This window comes from Paenibacillus germinis (assembly GCF_013141785.1).
Taxonomy (GTDB): Bacteria; Bacillota; Bacilli; order Paenibacillales; family NBRC-103111; genus Paenibacillus_E; species Paenibacillus_E phytorum.
The window spans coordinates 1-18,561 of the sequence record NZ_WHOC01000128.1 but is presented as its reverse complement, the minus strand read 5'-3'; the positions used below and the strand labels follow the sequence as shown (position 1 = coordinate 18,561).

Here is an 18,561-nt window from a genome sequence, read left to right as displayed (position 1 = left end):
CGACTTTTGGGCTTATATGTTCTTGTCACCCGACAAATGATGGCTTTTAGTTTTTGTTGTCTAGTGACACAAATGAGCCTACATTAATGACACAAATCTCCCTACATTATTTTGTTCCGATCACTCATTTAATATAAATGAGAATAATGAATTACATTTTGAAAAGTCATCATACTTAGTTGCTGGACGGATACTCTTGGGGGCATATTCTATAGCAATTTTGAACCATTCTTTGAAATGGGAATCTGCTTCATTCCAAACCATGTGGCGAATCATCCAATTCAGTGATCTATCACTAACTGCACCTATAGCAATAATATTAGTTATTGTTTCTTTTACAGAATCGTTATTAAGTAAGCGTCAAATACTTCCCACATTACAATGCGTAGGAATAAAATAAACAAAAATCATAAGTAATAGCGCCAGCCCTGTTGTCCATATAACCGCGGGGCTGATTCAGCCATTCGAGCTTGGTACGGCTTCCTAATTCTGAATGCCCATTATATGTTCGGTTGAAGCTAAAGTGGTTACCTTCAACATTCTGATTTGACAGTTTTCCTGTACAAAGTAAAACTCCCACTGAGTTCAGTAGGAGTCGACTGGTTTGTTCGTAAGTAACTAAACATTAGGTATTAACGTAGTGGAACTTCTGTGCCTGGATCAACATTAAATACTCCAATTACTATCTTTCCACTAACATCATACAGCGGAATTTGATGGACACTTTCTTTAGCCTTATTAAGTTGAATAGACACTGCTTCCTCTGGTGTCTTGGGCATTTCACCCTTCAAATCAATAGATTTTACATATCCAATGGTTCCGTCAATACCATACGCTTTAATCAAATCAGGTTCTGAATTTGGTGAAGTGGCGTCCAATCCTGAACCATACGTTTGCCCACTTTCATTTTTTGGGAACTGAGTAATATTCTCTTTTGTTGAATTATTATTAGCTAAAGTCGTGTTTACGCAAATCGTTCCGATAGCAATGCCAATCACAAATACAAAACTAATGGTTAAAACTCTCCCTGCTTTGGAAAATAAACTCATTTCATTCACCCCTTAATTTGTAATATTTGGACTTTGGAACGTATACCATTCATTATAACCATTTCCATTATACGCTGCGGATAATCCATAACTATAGTAAGTACCTGACCCACATCCAGTAGTTGTTGTAGATGTTCCCATTCCAGCTGCAGAGGAACTGTTGTAAGAGTATGATGTCGATTGACATAGTACATCTGATTTGTACAGTCTCGCTACTGCACCCATATATCCAGTAGGAGCGTTGCTTGAGTCTTGTGTTTGAACTGAAGTAGCTGCGTATAATCTTGTATCATTAGATACAGTAGCTTTATTTTGATACGAGTAGCCATTTATTGGTCCGTAGGTGCCCCAACCTGAAGATGCAGTTGATGCAAATGCCATGACTGCAAATGACCCCAAAAGGACACCTGCTAATAAAGAAGAAACCATATATTTTAGATCTTTCCTGAACATTTTAACATCTCCTTTTAAAATAAGTCGTCACTTCTCTTCATAATCAAATGATTAATTCCTAAGTAGTTTCCTTATACAAATTGCAATTGGAAGGTTATCTTTGGCAGTTCTCACCTCCTAGAACAATTACAAATTTATTCCAATTAATTTCTAGTATATTCCATATACAATTAGATAACAACATAATAAAGAAATATTTACATATATTTAATTATTGCAATCTTGAAAATCCTATTAATAGTTTTATACCCCTGAACTATCTAAGCAGTTTAAGTTTATTAAACTAAATGAAAACTATCTAATATCATATCAATTTTGAACAGTCCGATATCCTGTTTACGACGTGGATATTTAGGTTTTATTTGAAATCGCATTAAACTAAATTTTGAGAGCAATTTTGAAAATTTAATCAGTATTAATTTGATATTTAATATTAGACGGTTCACTAATGGAAAATGTTTCATACTAAATCCAGAATGTAACTTAGGCCAATACTGAGTAAAGGTGCAAGAAAGCGAGCTATGAGATAACAACGCGAAATCAGTTGGAAAAGTTGCTTCTAGGTCTCATAGTCACACAGCAATTACGCTTAGAATTAGTTTCCGAATCTAACATGGCCTGATGAACAACACAATGATTGATCTGTATTTAGACTGTGAGGCTGTTTGTTCTATACTGGGAGCTGCAACTCACCTAAAATTCCGTAAATGTCAAATAGCCCTCATCTTTTCACAAGTGGGGGCTCTTTTCCGTTCTTGGTCTTGGTAGACTTTCGTTTCCTGCACTTTCATTATGTCCAGGTACCAGTCCTGCCCACGAGCAGAAATGAGCAGCGCTCGGAAGCTGCATCTTAATATTCGTTCCGACTTCGGCTAAGATTTCTTCGGCCATTCGATTAGCTATACCAGGACGTCTTCATGGAAAGGGGTTACCCTAATAGCGACTTCCTGATCTAACATCTCGATACGCGGAAGACGAAACCACGTAGCTAAATACGCGTCAAATCCGGCACACCTAGAATGGATTCCAGGTCTATGTGAAAATGAAAGAATATGAATAGATGATTACGCGCACGTACGGAATTACCTGAGTACACCAAATAACCCCAAGTCATTAGGCGTTGAGGTATGATCGTGCTATTTCGAAAAGCTTCGGCAAACGAGTGGTAAGTTTGGAAACCAAGGTACTAACTTACTTAGCGCCTCGGAATCCGACGCATCAGGTAGTTGAGGCATAACCTCAAACAGATGCTTCAGATACATATAAGGATTGAGCGAATTCGCCTTGGCTGTCTCCACAAGACTGTAGATCATCGCGCTTGCCTTAGCCCCTCGCTTGTATTGCTAAATAAAAAGTTTTTTCTTCCAATAACAACAGGCTTGATCGAACGCTCACTTCTATTGTTGTCGATTTCCAGCCTTCCATCCTGAAAGAAAACGTTTAGTTTCTCCCACTGATTCAAGGAGTAGGTGACTGCTACGCCAAGAAGGCTCTTTGGCAGTATTCGATTTCGCTGGATGTCCAACCATTTCGAGAACGCCTCCAAAATAGGACGACTCTCAGCTAGTCGAGCCATATAACGTTCTTCGGACGTAGCTTCTTTCCATTTGCGCTCCACCTCGAAGAGGGCGTTGCAAAAGGCAAGGCCTTCCGCTGCTGCTGTGTCCAAACGTTGATGAGCCGGCAATACTTGCAATGCCTCGTGATACTTTCTCCTTGCATGGCTCCAGCAACCGAGTTGTCACATGCTCGACTTTGTTATAGCCGCCATAGCCATCCGTTTGCAAGTAGCCGACATAGCCAGCAAGATAGGCTTTTGGATGTTCACCGCTACGACTCGGTTGATAGTCATACAGAATAATCTGCGGGCCATAGCGTCCTGTTCGATAGAGCCAAAGATAGGAATCCGATTGCGCAGAGCGCCCAGGCTCGCGAAGCACCTGTAGCGTCGTTTCATCTGCACTCAGAATATCCTGCTTCACTAATGCTTTGTGCATGTAGTCAACCACATGAGCGAGCCAACGCTCACTGCCAGCGATCATCCAGTTGGCCATCGTTTGTCGCGATAGTTCCACGCCTAGACGCTGGAATTGTTGCTCTTGTCGATAGAGCGGTAGGCTGTCTGCATATTTATTATTCATGACATACGCCATCATCGAAGGGGATACCAAGCTGCCCGGTAACACAGGAACTGGCATCGGTGCGGTAAGAATCGGGGTGCGAATGTCATGCTGTTCGCACTGACGACAAGCATAGATATGGCGCACATGATGAACGACCTTCACTTCTGCCGGGATGATCTTCAACTCTTGCCGTGTCTCGGTACTCATTTCGTGCAGTGCTCCCGCACAACATGGACAAACTTGTTCTTCTTCCGTTAGCCGATAGTCAATGGTTTCGATGGGCAACGATTCGAGCTTCGCTTCTCGGGATTTACGCGTTTTCTTGCGTTGATACGAAATCGTTTCTACCGTAGGCTCGGGTATTTGAGGAGCGGCTTCTGCTTCAACTTCATTGAACAGATCCAGTGCGATTTGGTCTAGATGGATCTGTTCACTGGATGTGCCAAAGCGTTTTGATTTAGCCAATTTCAGTTGATCTTCATACCATTTGATCTTGGCCGACAATTGAGCAATTTTCTGTTCTTGCTCGATTGTCTTTTGTTTTAGTTCTTCAATTGTGGGTGAGGTTTCCGTTCGAATTTTCATGCGGTATAATTTCGTCCAAAACCTGCTCAATTCCTGCCCCTAGGTATGGCGAAATGACGAACATTCGTGCTAGATGACGGTTTGCGCTATAACCTTCGGATGAGCTTGCCGTTGATCGAGTGAAAGTCCATCGAGCAACCAGCGAAGCTCACGCGAAGTGACAGCCATTACATTCTCTTTGCCGATTGGCCAGCGAAAAGTACCGCGTTCTAGTCTTCGATAGAAAAGCCAATAACCGTTTAAATCCCAGTACAATAACTTAAGCTTGTCACGCTGACGGTTGCAGAAAACAAATAAGCCTGGTGAGAAGGGGTCAAGACCATACCCCTCCTGAACAAGTGCGGCAAGTCCATCGATCGACTTACGAAGATCCGTTGATCCTATTGCCAAATAAACCGGGTGCGCACCTGATAACGTCAACAAGATGTACGGAGTGCTTCCACTGTTTCGCGAAGCAACTGAGGGTCAAACCCTGATTGAATTTCGATGCTGGCAGGTCCAATACGAACCACAAGCAATGAAAGGGAAGTCATTGAAATGGGCTAGATTGTGGTGATAGGAATAAATGATTTCGGAGTGGGAGTAGCTGTTGTATTAACCTTTTTGAATTTACGTATCCAATATTTCAATTGCTCCAAGTTCACATGGTTGTTGGAACACCAATGGGTCATCTTGAGTCCACTAGCATTAAATTCGGATACGCGCGCTTTCCATTCGTACTGACGTTGATCTTTTGGGGACATGAGGCAACCTCCAATTTATTAGGATGCCATCATCTTCTCATGAATACAGAATTCTTTTAAGGTGTGCACGGTTTGACGCTTACGTTATTAATATAAAATGAGAGTTCAAGATTCTTTAAGTTTTTTTTCTCATGGGAGCAGTTTCATTATAAAAAGGATTAATATTATAGAAAGATTCTCTCCAAAATATGTAAGCGTATGCAAATGGACATATTTCAGGAAATTGATTCTCCCCTCTTCTTTTAAATAATCCAGCAAGCCGCTTAATAGAACGAACTTTATCCCATAACACAAAAAAACCGCGATTTACGCGGTGATTAATGAGATAATGTTCTTGTCACCCGACAGTTTGTGTCACAATCATATTATCGTTTATTATTCACTTCAGTTATTCAGCTCCAAAGACAAATTCACACATCAATAACACAAGCCTTCTCCCCCTCATAAGAAATGATTCGCTTTCAGCGAATCCAAACGAACACGACTCGGACGTGTAATTGATGCCATGTCGTGTTCGTTTTGGTTTTTTCGAGAATTAGGGAGAAACTAAGTTTTTTGTATTTTTACAAGAAATGGTTTTCTCCAATAATTATATTCATAAGAAACAAAATACGAATTATTGACTGAAATTAGATCCCAAGCAACTTCCGGTACAGTTATATTTGTAACTACATCAGTACCACTTCTCTGGCAAACAATAATTCTGTTTCCTTCTTCAAGCTTTTTTTCGGTTATGAGCACTTCAACGCCAGTGTGTGATGTTTTGTTATACATAATAAAAAATGAGACCGCTATCAAGCTAACAATTAATATTAAAATATACCTCCTCTTAAACAACAAGCATCCTCCTTAAGTACATAGAATTATCATATTTTGTGTTATCACTGGTTTCACAGAAGATACTGCAATAATATCATTCCTAAGATCGTTATTAAAGGACTGATTAGTCTGCTTAACTTTCGACAATGAAATTAATGTTTATTCAAGATATCTGAAATGGGCCTCTTAATTACATATGAAAATAGAGGAGCAGGTTTAGTCCCAAACTCCTCTTTTCTAATACTGTTTAGCTAGATGAACCAATCGTAAAATTATTCGTCCAACTTTTTTTCATTCCCCAACTAGCATCCCATGTTATACTAGCAAATCCAAAGATAGCCCTAATAATTCCACTTGAGTACGGATGGGCGTATCCAGCAGCCCATACACCAGATAAAGTAGCATTCGATGTTGGAATTCTAACATCCTCCCTAACAAAGCCATATTGCTTAGACAGATTATAATTCGTATAGATATCAAACTTCGCTTCACTACCATAAACTGAAGTATTTAAAAATTCCATTGAATTGGATTGAATGCCACCAAGTTTATATTCATGATACGCTGTCCCTGCACGTCCAATGGTAGTCGTGTGACTTTGCCATGATTGTGCTACAGTATCTTGAAAAGCTAGGTTTGGATTACCATCCCACTTATACTCTGTATAGTAAGAGTATTCGTATTCAAGTCCGACTGTCCCTCTGAATACTAGCCACGACCATCCAGTCCAAATACCTTCAGATGCACTTCCCATAGCGGCAACTGAGACTGATTTATTTTCCCTTTTTTTAAACTTTTCCTTGTCATTTTCTATTTTTTGCATAATAGTATTTCGATTTTCATCGGTTACATCAAATTCATTACCGTCAATGTCAGTATAAATCTCTTTTTCATTTGTTTTTTCAACCGATATCTTTTTTCCACCTGCTGAAGTGATGTCATTTTTGATTTCTGATGACATCTTATCTATATCTTCTTTTGAAAAGCCCATATATTTTAGAATATTATCAATTTGTCCAATAGTTAAATTCTTTGTTACTGCAACAGGACTTATTCTACCATCTTTGTATTTAGTAATTGTTAGTTTTTCATCAATAACTATTTTTTGGTCTTCATTGGTTTTCTCTGCTAAACCTACCGATGGGATACTAGTAAGTACTAAAAAGAGGCAGATTAGTAAAAATGATAATTTTACTTTCAAATGTCATTCCTCCAATGTTTAATTTGCATGCAAGTAAATACGGGCCCAGTATTTCCCAGTCTTTATATTATACAAGGAAAAATTGAAAATAATTACAGAGAATTATGTTACAAATTTGTGAACTCGCAACGACTACCCGGTTGAAGCCCTGATTTCCCGGGACGGTTATGACAAGAACTTGACCCGCCGCGTACCTCCTGATTAAGGAAAATAAAGTTTGTTAGTCAATGTCCAGTAATTACGCGGGTTTTATGATTATTATAATTTAAAATAAGTTTGTTACTTAGAGGACTTTTATAAAAGGTAATGAGGTGAAAGTGGAAAATAAAGTTCGTTAGTGATGTTTACACTTGTAAAATCATCATATCCTCCAACTAATTTGATTCCTGACACTTTTAATAGATATGCCTTATTATTATAAGTATGGCAGCTTATTGGTACTGACTGGGCAGGAGCTGGAGATCCCTATTTAAGTAACGTTCTCCCGAGGGAGTTTAATGTACTCCATAAATATAAGGCCTTTCTTACCTGTAGTAGAAAGGAAAATCATACTATGATTTCTGCAATTTCTAAGCTATTGAAAACATCAAAGCCAAGTACCCACAAATAACAAAAAACAGCGCAGCTGTAACTGACCACATAGGCTTTTTCTTTCTCCAAGCCCAGAACAAACCACCTATCATTGCAATAACCCCAGTGGCAGCAAGACATATACTTGCCACATTCGGGAGAATTTCCATTTCTTCTCCCCTGCTCACATCGTACCCACTTATAAACGTAAACCATGGAAATGGTGGCCCATCATCAAGAATTGCTTTCAGGTTCCCGTGAGGAGGCTCTTGCTGCCCCATAAATGCTGTAACTACGAGCAATAAGATAATAACAATACTTTCAACTTTCATCCAGGACAACGTTTTACTACTTTCTTTACGTAACAAAAATGTATTAATGATTGCCAAACCTAATATCGGAACGATGAGAAGATGTTTGATTAGCATGGCTTGACCGAACGATGTAATCCAAGAGCTGATATAATATGGTGATAGTCTGCTCATTAACAGGAACCCTGCCATGATGTTTAGGGAGACACATGCGATTGCAATAGGTGTAAACCACTTCAGAAATGGCGCCCAGTTCTTAAGTTCAACTGTAAACCACCCCACAACGAAAAGTACACCAATCCAAACCATGGCACTAACAAAATGGGTCGTATGCGCTGCGAAACCAGTCCATCCATATAAGGAGGCTGAATGACTCGCATAACCAAATGTAATAAGCAAAATCAATGTTAAAATGGGAATTGCTTTCCATTTATACTTGATTGCCTTTGAATTTGGTTTTATACCTAAGAAAAATAGCATTGCCATGGCGGTTATCACGGTCATAAACCAAGCACTACCTATTTTATAGTCACTTAGTACTGTGAAGAGTAAATAAGGAATGTCATAATCTAGAATTTCCTTATAGAAAACAATGATTTTTATGACCTGAACCAGCGATAATAAGACAACTCCAAGTAAAACCCATGTTAAGGTATTGTCTGATATGTGATATCGTGGCCTTTTATTATCTGGCAGAAGGGCAAGAACACTTACGCCAGTGAGAATTGCGAAACAGCAATAAAGCAGAGCTTCTGAGATTACATAGAGCAACTACTTTTTCCTCCTAGCAATCAACAGAATAACAAGCGCGATAATTATTAATGCACCGATTCCTACATAAATCAAATAATTGGATGATGTAGATACTTCCTCAACTTCTGTTGCAGTTGGAGACGGTGTGCTAATAGGCACAACTGTTGCAGACGGTGACGGAGTAATCTTTAATTCTGTCTGTGCCTGCTTTTCCCCTTCTCTTTTCACCGAAAAAGAGTACTTCCCTTGAATCGGATGTCCATCCTCACCGACAATTGTCCACTGAACTTCATAAGTGTCGTTTGATAATGGTTGACTCAAAATACCTGTCATAACCTTATCTATAAGCAATACTTTATCTAACTTAATCTCCTGTTTTTTGCTATCAAACAACTTAAATGTACTTAAACTCTCAAGTTTACCTTCAAATGTTAGTGTGAGTTCTTTTAACTCATTCGTAACCACTGCATTTGCTGGAGGATTCGACTTATCAAACCCCGTATGAGCCAAAGCAAGATTTGAAAAAGACAAACTTACAAATAAAATGCCTAATACCATGACCAATTTTGCAAAATAGCTAATTCTTTGAATAGTGAACATCAGATATCCCCCAAATAATAATTGATATTAGCTACTTACTTACCAAATTCCCTATAGTAAGTAGCTATTTTTTCGTTGTCATATTACTTATTTTCGCAGTCGTAATAATCGTAAGCTGTTTAAGATAACAAGCAGCGCTGCCCCTGTATCACTTAAAACAGCCATCCATAATGTCAAAAGACCTGGGAAAATAAGAAGCAAAGCTACGGCTTTTATTACAATAGAAAACCAAATATTTTGTTTAATAATCTGTACAGCTTTTCGGCTTAAACGGATCGTATGTGGCAGCTTTTCAAGATTATCCGCCATAAGTACGATATCTGCTGTTTCCATGGCGGTATCGGTCCCTGCGCCTCCCATAGCTATTCCAAGGTCTGCAGTCGCAAGTGCAGGAGCATCGTTGATCCCATCTCCAACCATGGCAACAAAGTGTCCTTCTTTTTGAAGCTTTTTGACTGCACTTACTTTATCCTCGGGCATTAATTCCGCAAAATAACGGTTAACTCCCGTCTCAGAAGCAACTTTCTTAGCTGTGCCCTCATTGTCACCTGTTAACATGACAACATCATGGATACCAACAGCCTGAAGTCCTTTAAGAGCTTTCACCGAAGTACTACGAATAGCATCTGCAACGGCTATAATACCTAATATTTTCTCGCTTGTTCCGATAATCACAATTGTATTTCCGTCTTGTTGGAGGGATAAAATTTGTGGTTCATGCTCATCTAAAGATGTACTGAGTTCCTTGAACAATTTCATGTTTCCTGCAAAGTATTCAATATTACCAATCCATGCGCTGATACCTTTACCAACAATGTTTCTGAATGTTTCACCTCGAAGTACAGGGACACCCTTATTTTTGGCGTATGCAACAACGGCCTTAGCAATAGGGTGAGTCGAGTATTCTTCTAGCGTTCGAGCAATCGCAAGCAACTCATTTTCACTAGTTCCTGTTAGAAAAACTTGAGATACCTTCGGTTTCCCCTCGGTTAGCGTACCCGTCTTATCGAAGGCAATTGTTGAAATCCTTCCTGCTATTTCTAAGAAAGCACCACCTTTGATGAGAACCCCATTCTTAGCTGCATTCCCTATGGCTGAAACAATTGCTACCGGTGTTGAAATGACCAAAGCACAAGGACAGGCAATAACTAATAATTCTAACCCTTTATAAAACCAACTTCCCCAAGTTCCAAAACCAAGTAGTGGGGGTAGAAACATCACAACAAGAGCAAGAATAAACACAATTGGTGTATATATACGGGCAAATTTATCTACAAACGCTTCTGTTGGAGCTTTCTGCTCTTGCGCTTCTTCTACAAGGTGAATGATTTTGGATATGGTAGTATCTTCAACAAGCTTTGTTACCTTAATCTCCAATGATCCATGTTCGTTTATTGTACCTGCATATACACTATCACCAAAATGCTTATCAACTGGAATAGATTCACCTGTAATTGGTGACTGATTGACACTTGATTCCCCAGCAATAACAAGTCCATCTAACGGGATTTTATCCCCTGGTTTAATAACAATGACATCATCAACAGAAATTTCCTCTACAGGCTTCCTGACAAGCTCCTGACCTATTTTTACGAACGCCTCGGGAGGGGCCAGATCAATTAAACTTCGAATCGAATTTCGAGTCTTTTCAATGGACATCGTTTGCAGCACATTTCCTAGTGCAAACAACCAAACAACTGTAGCCCCCTCTAGCCATTGACCAATTGCCGCGGCACCTAGAACAGCTGCTGTCATCAGTACATTCATATCCAGTGAACGGCTTTTCACAGCATAATAGGCGCTTCTGGCTGGCTTATAACCACCGATGATAATTGGATATAGCGTAAAGTAGTGTAGTAAAGTATGGTGATACATTTGTGTAAGAGCCAATCCAACCAAAAAGAAGTAGAACTCCTGAAAATACAATTAGATTCCTACCTAAGTTATCTTTTTTAGACACTGTATTCTTCTGATTTCTCGAAACAAGGGATGCTTTATAGCCGGCTTTTGATATTTCTTTAATGACGTCCTCGACGGAGATATCATGCTCAGCTATCATTTTACCAGTTGAGAAATTGACACTTACACTTGTGACTGAAGGAAGAGATTTAAGATGATTTTCTATAGTCAGTGCACAGGAACTGCAATCCATTCCTTCGATGACATAGATTTTTCCTTTACCCTTTTTCTGGACTTCTTCGATGGTATGTCCCAATTTTGTTACTGAATCTGATAATAGATCAAGAGCTTTTTCATCATCGTAAACGACCTGCATTCTGCCAGTGTTATAGTTAACCTGGACCTCACTAATTCCTTTGATCGTTTTAACTGATTTTTCTATGGTTAACGCACAGGATGGACAATCCATTCCCCCGATCAAAAAATCAGATTTCAAAACAGAGAGATCTTCATTCATTTGTCTTATTGGTTGTGGCGACTCTTGACAGCACTCGTCATCGCATTTTTGTGAGGTACTTACATCCACAAGGTTAAAGCTTTTTTTGAGCTTTAGCTCTTTGGTTTCTTCTTTACAACAATCTTCTTTGCAATTTGAGTCGGAAGTTGTATGGAGTATTGTTAAGCTTTTTTTGAAAATGGGTTCTTTATTGGACTCGCATTTTTTATCTGAGCAACAAGAATCTTTATTCTCATTATCTTCACTCATTTTGTCCACCCCTTTACTTATTACTGCAACAATCCATTTGATCATTTTTATCACATGCAGCTACTTCCTCTTCAACTTGCATGAAAACATCTTCCATAATGCTTAAAAACTGTTTGATTTGCTCGTTTCTGAGGCTGTAATACACATATTTTCCCTCTTGCCTTCCAACGATAATTCCACAGCCCTTTAAACATGTAAGATGTTGAGAGATATTTGATTGATTTCCTTGAATTTCTTCAATGATTTGGGAAACTGTTTTTTCTTTATCTTTGATGCAATCCAAGATTTGAAGCCTAGTTTTATCACTAAACCCACGCATGAATTTGGCTTTAACGTCTAATTGATTTTGAATCATTTTGGTTCCCTCCAACAAAATAGTTTTTACTAATATGTTAATTATCATCATATTAGCTCACTCTAATATATGTGTCAAATTAAACCCCCATCTTTGGAATGGGGGTTTCGTTATTTATATAGGCATAGGCGTTTTTGTTGGACTTGAATAATCCTTTTTATAAGTGTTATCAATCGTTTCACGAATTTCTTTTAATGATTTCCCATCTTGTTTCATTTTTATGGACTGGACAGCAATTTGTAAGCAAACTCCACAACGTGTACCATGGTCATCCCATACGACAGAGCCATCTTTATTAATTTCCTTTACAAAACAGTCCATATTGCTGGTATGACCAGCACTTTCTCCACAACCACAATAACAGGGTATCCACTTCAATATGTCAGTTGCCTGTCCTGATGCTTCGTAGACTATTCGAATTTGCTCGGTCTGTCCTTTTAAGAAAGTTGGCAACACATTGACTGATGCCGTTTTCTCTTGTAGATCACCACTAGCATGCTCCTGGTGGTCTGAATGGTCTTTGTCTGATGTAACTTTTTGTGAACCACATGCAGTAAGTACTGCCGCCATAGATAATACAATCATCATTTTCTTTACTGAATGTTTCATTGCTTCACCTCATATATTAGCTTCCCCTAATATAACATACTTTGTCCATACAGCAGCCATTTCTAGCCAATGTTCATTAATTTGTATTAATTTAATGGATTTACAATCATATTAGTAAGATATAATATGTTCGAATCGGTTAGAAATACGAACTAATAGGAGAACGGATATTCAATGATATATGTAACGGAGACTTTATTATACGTTTGTTTTTGTATCATTACTGGAGGACAAATCTTAAGTCTGGTTCCTGAAGATAAGCGGCCTACAATCGAAATCCCCAATTTGCTGATCATTTTATGTGCAGGTGGAATAGCTCTTTTATCTTTTGCTCCTGTATTTAAAATCATTGATTTCTTAGCCAAGGACTTTGGAGAGAGCTATTGGGTTATAGGTAAAGGTGTTCTTCTTGATTTTAAAATGGGACATGCATGGTTATATACCCTCTTTTTCTCTTTCGCTTTAATATTTATTAGGGTCCTGCGTGGATCCAAAAAGGATCCCTTTGTAGATATCCTTGGCTTAATTTTCACTTTAGGGTTGATTGGAGCCTTTGGCTGGGCTAGTCATTGTGCATCCAATTTTGCCATAAAAGGATTTATGACACATAGCACTCACTTTTTTGCTGTCTCAGTTTGGATCGGCATATTGCTAATCGCAGCTTGGTTCTCGAAAGATCAGCAGCATTGGCAGGCTTTCTTCAAATGGTTTAGCCCTGTTGCTTTGGTTTGTGTATCCGTAACGGTTATAGCGGGACTTATTCTGATGAAATTTATTGTTCCAGAGTATTTAAACTCCTGGATGATTACATATGGACAAACATTATTAATCAAACATGTATTGATTATCCCACTATTCGTTATTGCATTTATGAATGGATTCCTAACTAAACGCAAATTCTTAACCCATCCGAACTACGATCCAAAACCTTGGCTCCGGGCTGAAAGTATTATGGCCATTCTTGTTCTATCGGCAACTTCAGTAATGGGACAACAGAATCCACCCCATGAGTTAAGTATTGAAAATACAATCAAGTTGACACAGCCATCAACTCTATTTACTTTGTTTAATCAACTTCCTGCTGATTTTATTGTTAGAATCGGGGTTAATTTATGGAGTTTTGTTCTCCTACTTCTTGCTGCCTTGCTTATTTTCACAATGCTATTCATTTTTGTCAAAAGACAAAAAGCTTCTCTGCTTGTCATCTCAATGAGTCTGATTCTTGCAGTGGTAACGTATGTGACAATCATGGTTAGTGTAGTAATATAGCTGGACTTATTAAACACAAAAGACCAATCCGCAAATCGGATTGGTCTTTTGTGTTCTTGAACGTACATTCTAATGCCCGAGTCGATGTTGTCTATCCAAAAGAGAAGCCTTCCCCTTACAGCCCAGTCTTCCATAGCTAGGCCCCATTTTATCGTAACAGAAAACTTTCAATATCCACATAGCTTCAAATCATTTATTGGCTTGCTCCGTTATGAGTTCAAATTTACAACGCCACTTAATTAAGCAGATTATAGCATCTACTGTTGAAAAGCTGCCCGGTAGTTGAGAAGGTCGACTTAGTAGCTTAGAGCCATGCTTTACTTACAAACTAACAACACAACCCCTAAAAGCAAAAAAGTGAAAGTTTACAAAAGTAAAATTTCACTAACGGACTTTATTTTCCACTAACGATCTTTATTTTCCTTGATCAATCATTGATTCAAGAAAATAAAGATTGTTAGTTAAGGTCCAGTAACTATGCGGTTTTCAAGATTGTTCAAAATTTAAATAAGCTTGTTAGTCATGGGACTTTTTCAGCTTGTAATGTAGAGAATATGGAAAATAAAGTTCGTTAGTTATTTTTACAATTGTGATTGAAGTCTTTTTTTATTGCTTGCAAATATCTTCAATTTGCGTCTGAGTTGTAAGCGTCAAATACTCCCCACATTTAATATCTCAACAGTCCATGAAAAAATGAACAAATCCTTACCTAGAGCTTATAAGCTATTAAAAGCTTCGATGCTACTGCACCTAAATTGCAAATCAAGCTCGCTTATCCCAATCGCCTTTTCAAGAATTAAGGACCGCACGGTGGCGGCCCTAAATTAAAAAATAACCTCTATTCGATATTTTCTTCGAGAACAATCACCCAATCATTTCCCTTTTTTTCCAGGTGGGCTACATGTATCTTACCATCATGCTTTTCCCAAACGATTTTCGCTTTGTTTTTATCTTTGTGAAGCAATACGCAATCAAGAAAGTCTCCCATTTCGTATGCTTCTTTTGCTTGAATAGATGCTTTCGAATAGGCTGAAGCTTCTTGGCTTGATAACATGTTTTTAAATCGAATATCGATATCTGGATCAGCAATTAGTTCCCAATCTTTTTTATCGAAATCTTTGTCATATTTACTAATAATTTTTTCGGTAGCGTTTTCCCATGTTTTGTACAACTTATCATATACATCTTTTTTTTCTGTTTGAGCGTATTCTTTATGTGCTGTTATATGGGAATTAATTGAATTTTGTTTAATAAGTTCTTTTTCAGGTGACATTGAAGCGTTGGTAGTATTATTTATGTAAAGAACACTACCAATTACCAAAGCCGTCCCAGTTAATACGGTTGCAACAATCTTTTTACTCATTTTCATTTGGTTACTCCTCCTTTAAGATGTTGGCCCACAAAAACTACCACCACCAGGGCATGGCCACTTTACTGTATGTTCTCGATATTCATTACTTGGACTATTGTTTCCCCACCACCAGTTATGGCTGGTAGTAAGAACATAGGAACTGGATGTAGGGTGTGTCCCAGAATCGAGATAGTCATCTACACTGGTTCCGCCAACAGTTTGATTTTGATGATTGCCGACCAGAATCCCATCTTTAAATAGTTTTACTCCTGCAATCATAGATACTGGTTTAACACCTGCTGGATACATCCCAGTATCATACCATGTACTTGCTCCACCTGAAAGATATGAACCACTTGAACTCAGATATCCATAGCTTAAATTACCAACGATCTGTGCTGCATTAATATTTGTAGAAAAAGATGTGACTGAAAACAAAGCAGCGGCAGTTAAAACGCACTTGAATAATTTCACTTTTTTCATTTATTACCTCCATAAGTACAATGATTTGTGGGGATTAATAATAAGAATAATTTTTGCCATTCAAAACCTCCTTCTATAAAATAGATTGCGCTTTTCATTCAGCCATGACGAAGTTCAATATCTTGTATAAAAATATTGGCTTTTTCTTCACCGGCAAAAGAAAAGCCTGGGGAATCAGTTTCCTTGCGAAGTGCATTGGAAATCGCTTCCTTACAACATAGTAGACACTCTGAAACTCGATAAAGTTGCAATGATTTGTATATTTAGTAATTTATACCTATTTGGCAAGTTGTTATAAGGCTTAAAAACACATAGTTTCTTAAAACCATTAGCATTATTTCTTTTTTTAATTACAAAATACGACAATCATAGTAATCGAGAGTTACTTTTGGTGGGGCAACAAAAATAACCAGCCAAACAGCCTCCATCCATTAGAGAGAGAGGCTAGGGCGATCCTATTTTCGAAAAGATACGGCAAGCAAGAGGTAGTGAATGATACCAGGGCGCCAACTTACTCAGCGCTTCGGGATCCGTAGCATCTTGCAACTGGGGCATGGATTCAAACAGATACTTCAGGTACATGTATGGATTTAGTGAATTGGCTTTCGCTGTCTCAACAAGGCTATAGATGATGGCGCTTGCCTTAGCTCCTCGCGGCGTATTGCTAAACAAGAAGTTTTTACGCCCAATCACTACGGGCTTGATCGAGCGCTCACTGCGATTGTTGTCGATCTCGCCGGATCGAGACCGAACCCTTCCTGAACAAGAGCGGCGAGTCCGTCGATCGATTTGCGAAGATCCGTAGAACCTGCAGCCAAGTAGACAGGGTGAGCGCTGGATAGCGTCAGCATGATCTGCTTAATGCTTCAACAGCTTCGCGAAGCAACTGAGGGTCAAAGCCGGGTTGAAGTTCGATGCTGGCTATCCCAACTTGAACAACAAGGGAGGAGGTGGCCGTACATGAAGCAGGTTCGATTGCGGTGAGTGGAACGAAAGTCTGGGAAGAAGAAATGGTAGCTACGGCAGAGACCATTTTTAACTTACGCGTCCAATATTTCATTTGTTCCAACTCTACGTGATTGGCGGAGCACCAGTGAGTCATTTTGGGTCCGCTGGATTTGAAATCTGAGACGCGGACTTCCCATTCGCGTTGGCGCCTATCTTTTGGGGACATGGGGCAGCCTCCTGTTTTCTTAGGATGCCATCATTTTCTCATAATTAAGGAAAGCTTGTAAGGTGTGCACGATTTGACGCTTACTCTGAGTTACGAATCGGTGACGACAGCGGCAAGCCGGGCTTCCAGTATATAATTCTATATTTAACGTTATCATCCATGTGACGCTTCTTAATCGTGGGTTCAGTCTAAACTTATTTTCGCTTGCTAAATCAACAGTTACAGCGTATTAATTTATAGTTCTCCCAACTACCTTCTTTTTAGTTTAGCTTCTCTCAACGTTTTTCGTTCACTTATCTCTTTTTCCTTTAAGCTCAATGAATTTTCGATTAAACGTTGAAAAAAAATCAACTTTCTATACCTACGATAGTAGCTAATAATAACGTGCCCCAAATAAAACAAGGTAAATGTAGAAAATGTGAGAGCAAAAAAGATAATTTCTTCCATATCGTAATAAGGTTTAATTATAACGAAGAAAACATCCTTTATGACAAATAAAATAAGAGTAATAAGAATTGCAAAGAAACTCGCAAGCAAACCAACGTGTTTATACTCATCAACCCATGAGTCCAAATCAATTTTAATATTGCGGCATTCCTCTACAGTGAACCCGTCGTTCAATTTCTTTTGTAAAATCATAATTTTATTAGCTGTATCTTTCATGTCATTGCTTTTCGTACAATCATTGAGAAATTTTAAATACTGTTTATAAGAGTTTTTCAACAACGACTTTGTACCTGCGAAATAATTCCATATAGACAGTAAAAATATTACCACAATCAATCTAATAGTGACTTGCAATATCAAGTAGTTCCCTCCAAATAAAAATAATGGTATATCCGTCATGGGCCAGTGATCAAGTGCTGTGGTTGAGGTTTCGCAGCAGCTCTTACTTGCCGCGCGTCAAGCCACTCATTGTCTTAATTTTATTATGTTTACATTTACTTTTGTAAAAGCGACTAACGAACTTTATTTTCTACTAACACACTTTATTTTCCACTAACGAACTTTATTTTCCTAGACCACCTCCACTAACAATCTTTATTTTCCTTGATCAATCATGTGCATTTGTTCTATCCTGTTGTTTTACTGTGATACATAGCTTCATCGGCATGTTTCACAAGCTGACTTGCTGTAACTCCCGAGATCCAAGTTGAAAAACCAATACTTACAGTAACACGCAGCGAAGATTCGTTCTCTATTCTATATCGAACTTTTCTCAGCAATTTCTTCCATATAAACACCAGTTTTTGTCACTAGAGATTCCATTCCTTCCTCACCGTCACGTCCTGTATATCCCTTTCAAAATCGTCCTTAGTTTCCATACAATTTTCGTTCATCATAGACACTAACTATATATAATAAATCTTTTTTGCCATGGGGGGGCCATCAAATACTAGGCAATCTGAATACTTCGCTACAATGTAGGTTGATTTGTGTCACTGGAC

Annotated in this window: 17 protein-coding genes and 4 pseudogenes; 1 reads left to right on the top strand and 20 read right to left on the bottom strand. The window is 38.5% G+C overall.

Translation table 11 applies throughout. From position 1 onward, the window contains the following. Positions 1–632: 632 nt before the first annotated feature. The 13 genes and pseudogenes from GC102_RS23580 to GC102_RS23520 form a co-directional block, all read right to left on the bottom strand. Positions 633–1,049, bottom strand: coding sequence for a peptidase M56 BlaR1 (locus tag GC102_RS23580; RefSeq protein WP_171691659.1), 417 nt, complete (start codon positions 1,047–1,049; stop codon positions 633–635). A 12-nt stretch (positions 1,050–1,061) separates the two neighbouring features. Next, positions 1,062–1,502, bottom strand: coding sequence for a hypothetical protein (locus tag GC102_RS23575; protein WP_171691658.1), 441 nt, complete (start codon positions 1,500–1,502; stop codon positions 1,062–1,064). A 742-nt stretch (positions 1,503–2,244) separates the two neighbouring features. Beyond that, positions 2,245–2,467, bottom strand: a pseudogene (locus tag GC102_RS40890) (transposase); the annotation flags it as partial. Between the two features lie 171 nt (positions 2,468–2,638). Next, a pseudogene (gene tnpC, locus GC102_RS23565) lies at positions 2,639–4,210 on the bottom strand (IS66 family transposase). A 69-nt stretch (positions 4,211–4,279) separates the two neighbouring features. Next, positions 4,280–4,633, bottom strand: a complete 354-nt coding sequence (tnpB, locus tag GC102_RS23560) for an IS66 family insertion sequence element accessory protein TnpB (protein WP_171691657.1) — start codon at positions 4,631–4,633, stop codon at positions 4,280–4,282. Between the two features lie 119 nt (positions 4,634–4,752). Continuing rightward, a complete protein-coding gene (gene tnpA, locus GC102_RS23555; protein WP_171691656.1) occupies positions 4,753–4,953 on the bottom strand; it encodes an IS66 family insertion sequence element accessory protein TnpA in 201 nt (66 codons plus the stop codon). A gap of 546 nt (positions 4,954–5,499) precedes the next feature. Beyond that, complete coding sequence (locus tag GC102_RS23550) at positions 5,500–5,790, bottom strand: hypothetical protein (protein WP_171691655.1); 291 nt, start codon at positions 5,788–5,790, stop codon at positions 5,500–5,502. Positions 5,791–6,019: 229 nt separating this feature from the next. Beyond that, positions 6,020–6,973, bottom strand: coding sequence for a hypothetical protein (locus tag GC102_RS23545; protein WP_171691654.1), 954 nt, complete (start codon positions 6,971–6,973; stop codon positions 6,020–6,022). A 569-nt stretch (positions 6,974–7,542) separates the two neighbouring features. After that, positions 7,543–8,625 (bottom strand): CopD family protein, encoded by a 1,083-nt coding sequence (locus GC102_RS23540; RefSeq protein WP_171691653.1) that lies wholly within the window; start codon positions 8,623–8,625, stop codon positions 7,543–7,545. Beyond that, the gene (locus GC102_RS23535; protein WP_171691652.1) at positions 8,626–9,207 is read right to left on the bottom strand and encodes a copper resistance CopC family protein; all 582 of its coding nucleotides are present in this window, start codon (positions 9,205–9,207) and stop codon (positions 8,626–8,628) included. Positions 9,208–9,294: 87 nt separating this feature from the next. After that, positions 9,295–11,872, bottom strand: a pseudogene (locus tag GC102_RS23530) (heavy metal translocating P-type ATPase). Positions 11,873–11,885: 13 nt separating this feature from the next. Continuing rightward, positions 11,886–12,227 carry an ArsR/SmtB family transcription factor gene (locus GC102_RS23525; protein ID WP_171691651.1) on the bottom strand — a complete coding sequence of 114 codons (342 nt, stop codon included), beginning with the start codon at positions 12,225–12,227 and terminating at the stop codon, positions 11,886–11,888. A gap of 114 nt (positions 12,228–12,341) precedes the next feature. Beyond that, the gene (locus GC102_RS23520; RefSeq protein ID WP_171691650.1) at positions 12,342–12,836 is read right to left on the bottom strand and encodes a PCYCGC motif-containing (lipo)protein; all 495 of its coding nucleotides are present in this window, start codon (positions 12,834–12,836) and stop codon (positions 12,342–12,344) included. 174 nt (positions 12,837–13,010) lie between these two features. Between GC102_RS23520 and GC102_RS23515 the strand changes: the two genes are divergently transcribed. Further along, positions 13,011–14,105, top strand: coding sequence for a CopD family protein (locus GC102_RS23515; RefSeq protein ID WP_171691649.1), 1,095 nt, complete (start codon positions 13,011–13,013; stop codon positions 14,103–14,105). Positions 14,106–14,943: 838 nt separating this feature from the next. Here the strand turns inward: GC102_RS23515 and GC102_RS23510 are convergent. The 7 genes and pseudogenes from GC102_RS23510 to GC102_RS23480 all read right to left on the bottom strand — a co-directional run bounded on the left by GC102_RS23510 (position 14,944) and on the right by GC102_RS23480 (position 18,357). Continuing rightward, the gene (locus GC102_RS23510) at positions 14,944–15,474 is read right to left on the bottom strand and encodes a hypothetical protein (RefSeq protein WP_171691648.1); all 531 of its coding nucleotides are present in this window, start codon (positions 15,472–15,474) and stop codon (positions 14,944–14,946) included. Positions 15,475–15,489: 15 nt separating this feature from the next. Next, positions 15,490–15,939 (bottom strand): hypothetical protein, encoded by a 450-nt coding sequence (locus tag GC102_RS23505; RefSeq protein WP_171691647.1) that lies wholly within the window; start codon positions 15,937–15,939, stop codon positions 15,490–15,492. 444 nt (positions 15,940–16,383) lie between these two features. Then, positions 16,384–16,671 (bottom strand): annotated as a pseudogene (locus GC102_RS23500) (transposase domain-containing protein); the annotation flags it as partial. Next, positions 16,632–16,790 (bottom strand): IS66 family insertion sequence element accessory protein TnpB, encoded by a 159-nt coding sequence (gene tnpB / locus GC102_RS23495; protein WP_171691646.1) that lies wholly within the window; start codon positions 16,788–16,790, stop codon positions 16,632–16,634. The pseudogene GC102_RS23500 and the gene tnpB (GC102_RS23495), both read right to left, overlap by 40 nt. Next, the gene (gene tnpA / locus GC102_RS23490; protein ID WP_171691645.1) at positions 16,784–17,113 is read right to left on the bottom strand and encodes an IS66 family insertion sequence element accessory protein TnpA; all 330 of its coding nucleotides are present in this window, start codon (positions 17,111–17,113) and stop codon (positions 16,784–16,786) included. The genes tnpB (GC102_RS23495) and tnpA (GC102_RS23490) overlap by 7 nt, the downstream gene beginning before the upstream one ends. 249 nt (positions 17,114–17,362) lie before the next feature. Then, on the bottom strand, positions 17,363–17,920 hold the full coding sequence (locus GC102_RS23485) for a hypothetical protein (protein WP_171691644.1): 558 nt from the start codon (positions 17,918–17,920) through the stop codon (positions 17,363–17,365). A 266-nt stretch (positions 17,921–18,186) separates the two neighbouring features. Further along, on the bottom strand, positions 18,187–18,357 hold the full coding sequence (locus GC102_RS23480) for a diguanylate cyclase domain-containing protein (RefSeq protein WP_312883363.1): 171 nt from the start codon (positions 18,355–18,357) through the stop codon (positions 18,187–18,189). Positions 18,358–18,561: the final 204 nt, after the last annotated feature.

Coding starts and splice junctions, on each gene's coding strand:
- GC102_RS23535 (WP_171691652.1), bottom strand. CDS start 9,207: ATGTTCACTATTCAAAGAATTAGCTATTTTGCAAAATTGGTCATGGTA.
- GC102_RS23505 (WP_171691647.1), bottom strand. CDS start 15,939: ATGAAAAAAGTGAAATTATTCAAGTGCGTTTTAACTGCCGCTGCTTTG.
- tnpA (WP_171691656.1), bottom strand. CDS start 4,953: ATGTCCCCAAAAGATCAACGTCAGTACGAATGGAAAGCGCGCGTATCC.
- GC102_RS23510 (WP_171691648.1), bottom strand. CDS start 15,474: ATGAAAATGAGTAAAAAGATTGTTGCAACCGTATTAACTGGGACGGCT.
- tnpA (WP_171691645.1), bottom strand. CDS start 17,113: ATGTCCCCAAAAGATAGGCGCCAACGCGAATGGGAAGTCCGCGTCTCA.
- GC102_RS23515 (WP_171691649.1), top strand. CDS start 13,011: ATGATATATGTAACGGAGACTTTATTATACGTTTGTTTTTGTATCATT.
- GC102_RS23580 (WP_171691659.1), bottom strand. CDS start 1,049: ATGAGTTTATTTTCCAAAGCAGGGAGAGTTTTAACCATTAGTTTTGTA.
- GC102_RS23575 (WP_171691658.1), bottom strand. CDS start 1,502: ATGTTCAGGAAAGATCTAAAATATATGGTTTCTTCTTTATTAGCAGGT.
- GC102_RS23520 (WP_171691650.1), bottom strand. CDS start 12,836: ATGAAACATTCAGTAAAGAAAATGATGATTGTATTATCTATGGCGGCA.
- tnpB (WP_171691646.1), bottom strand. CDS start 16,790: ATGCTGACGCTATCCAGCGCTCACCCTGTCTACTTGGCTGCAGGTTCT.
- GC102_RS23525 (WP_171691651.1), bottom strand. CDS start 12,227: ATGATTCAAAATCAATTAGACGTTAAAGCCAAATTCATGCGTGGGTTT.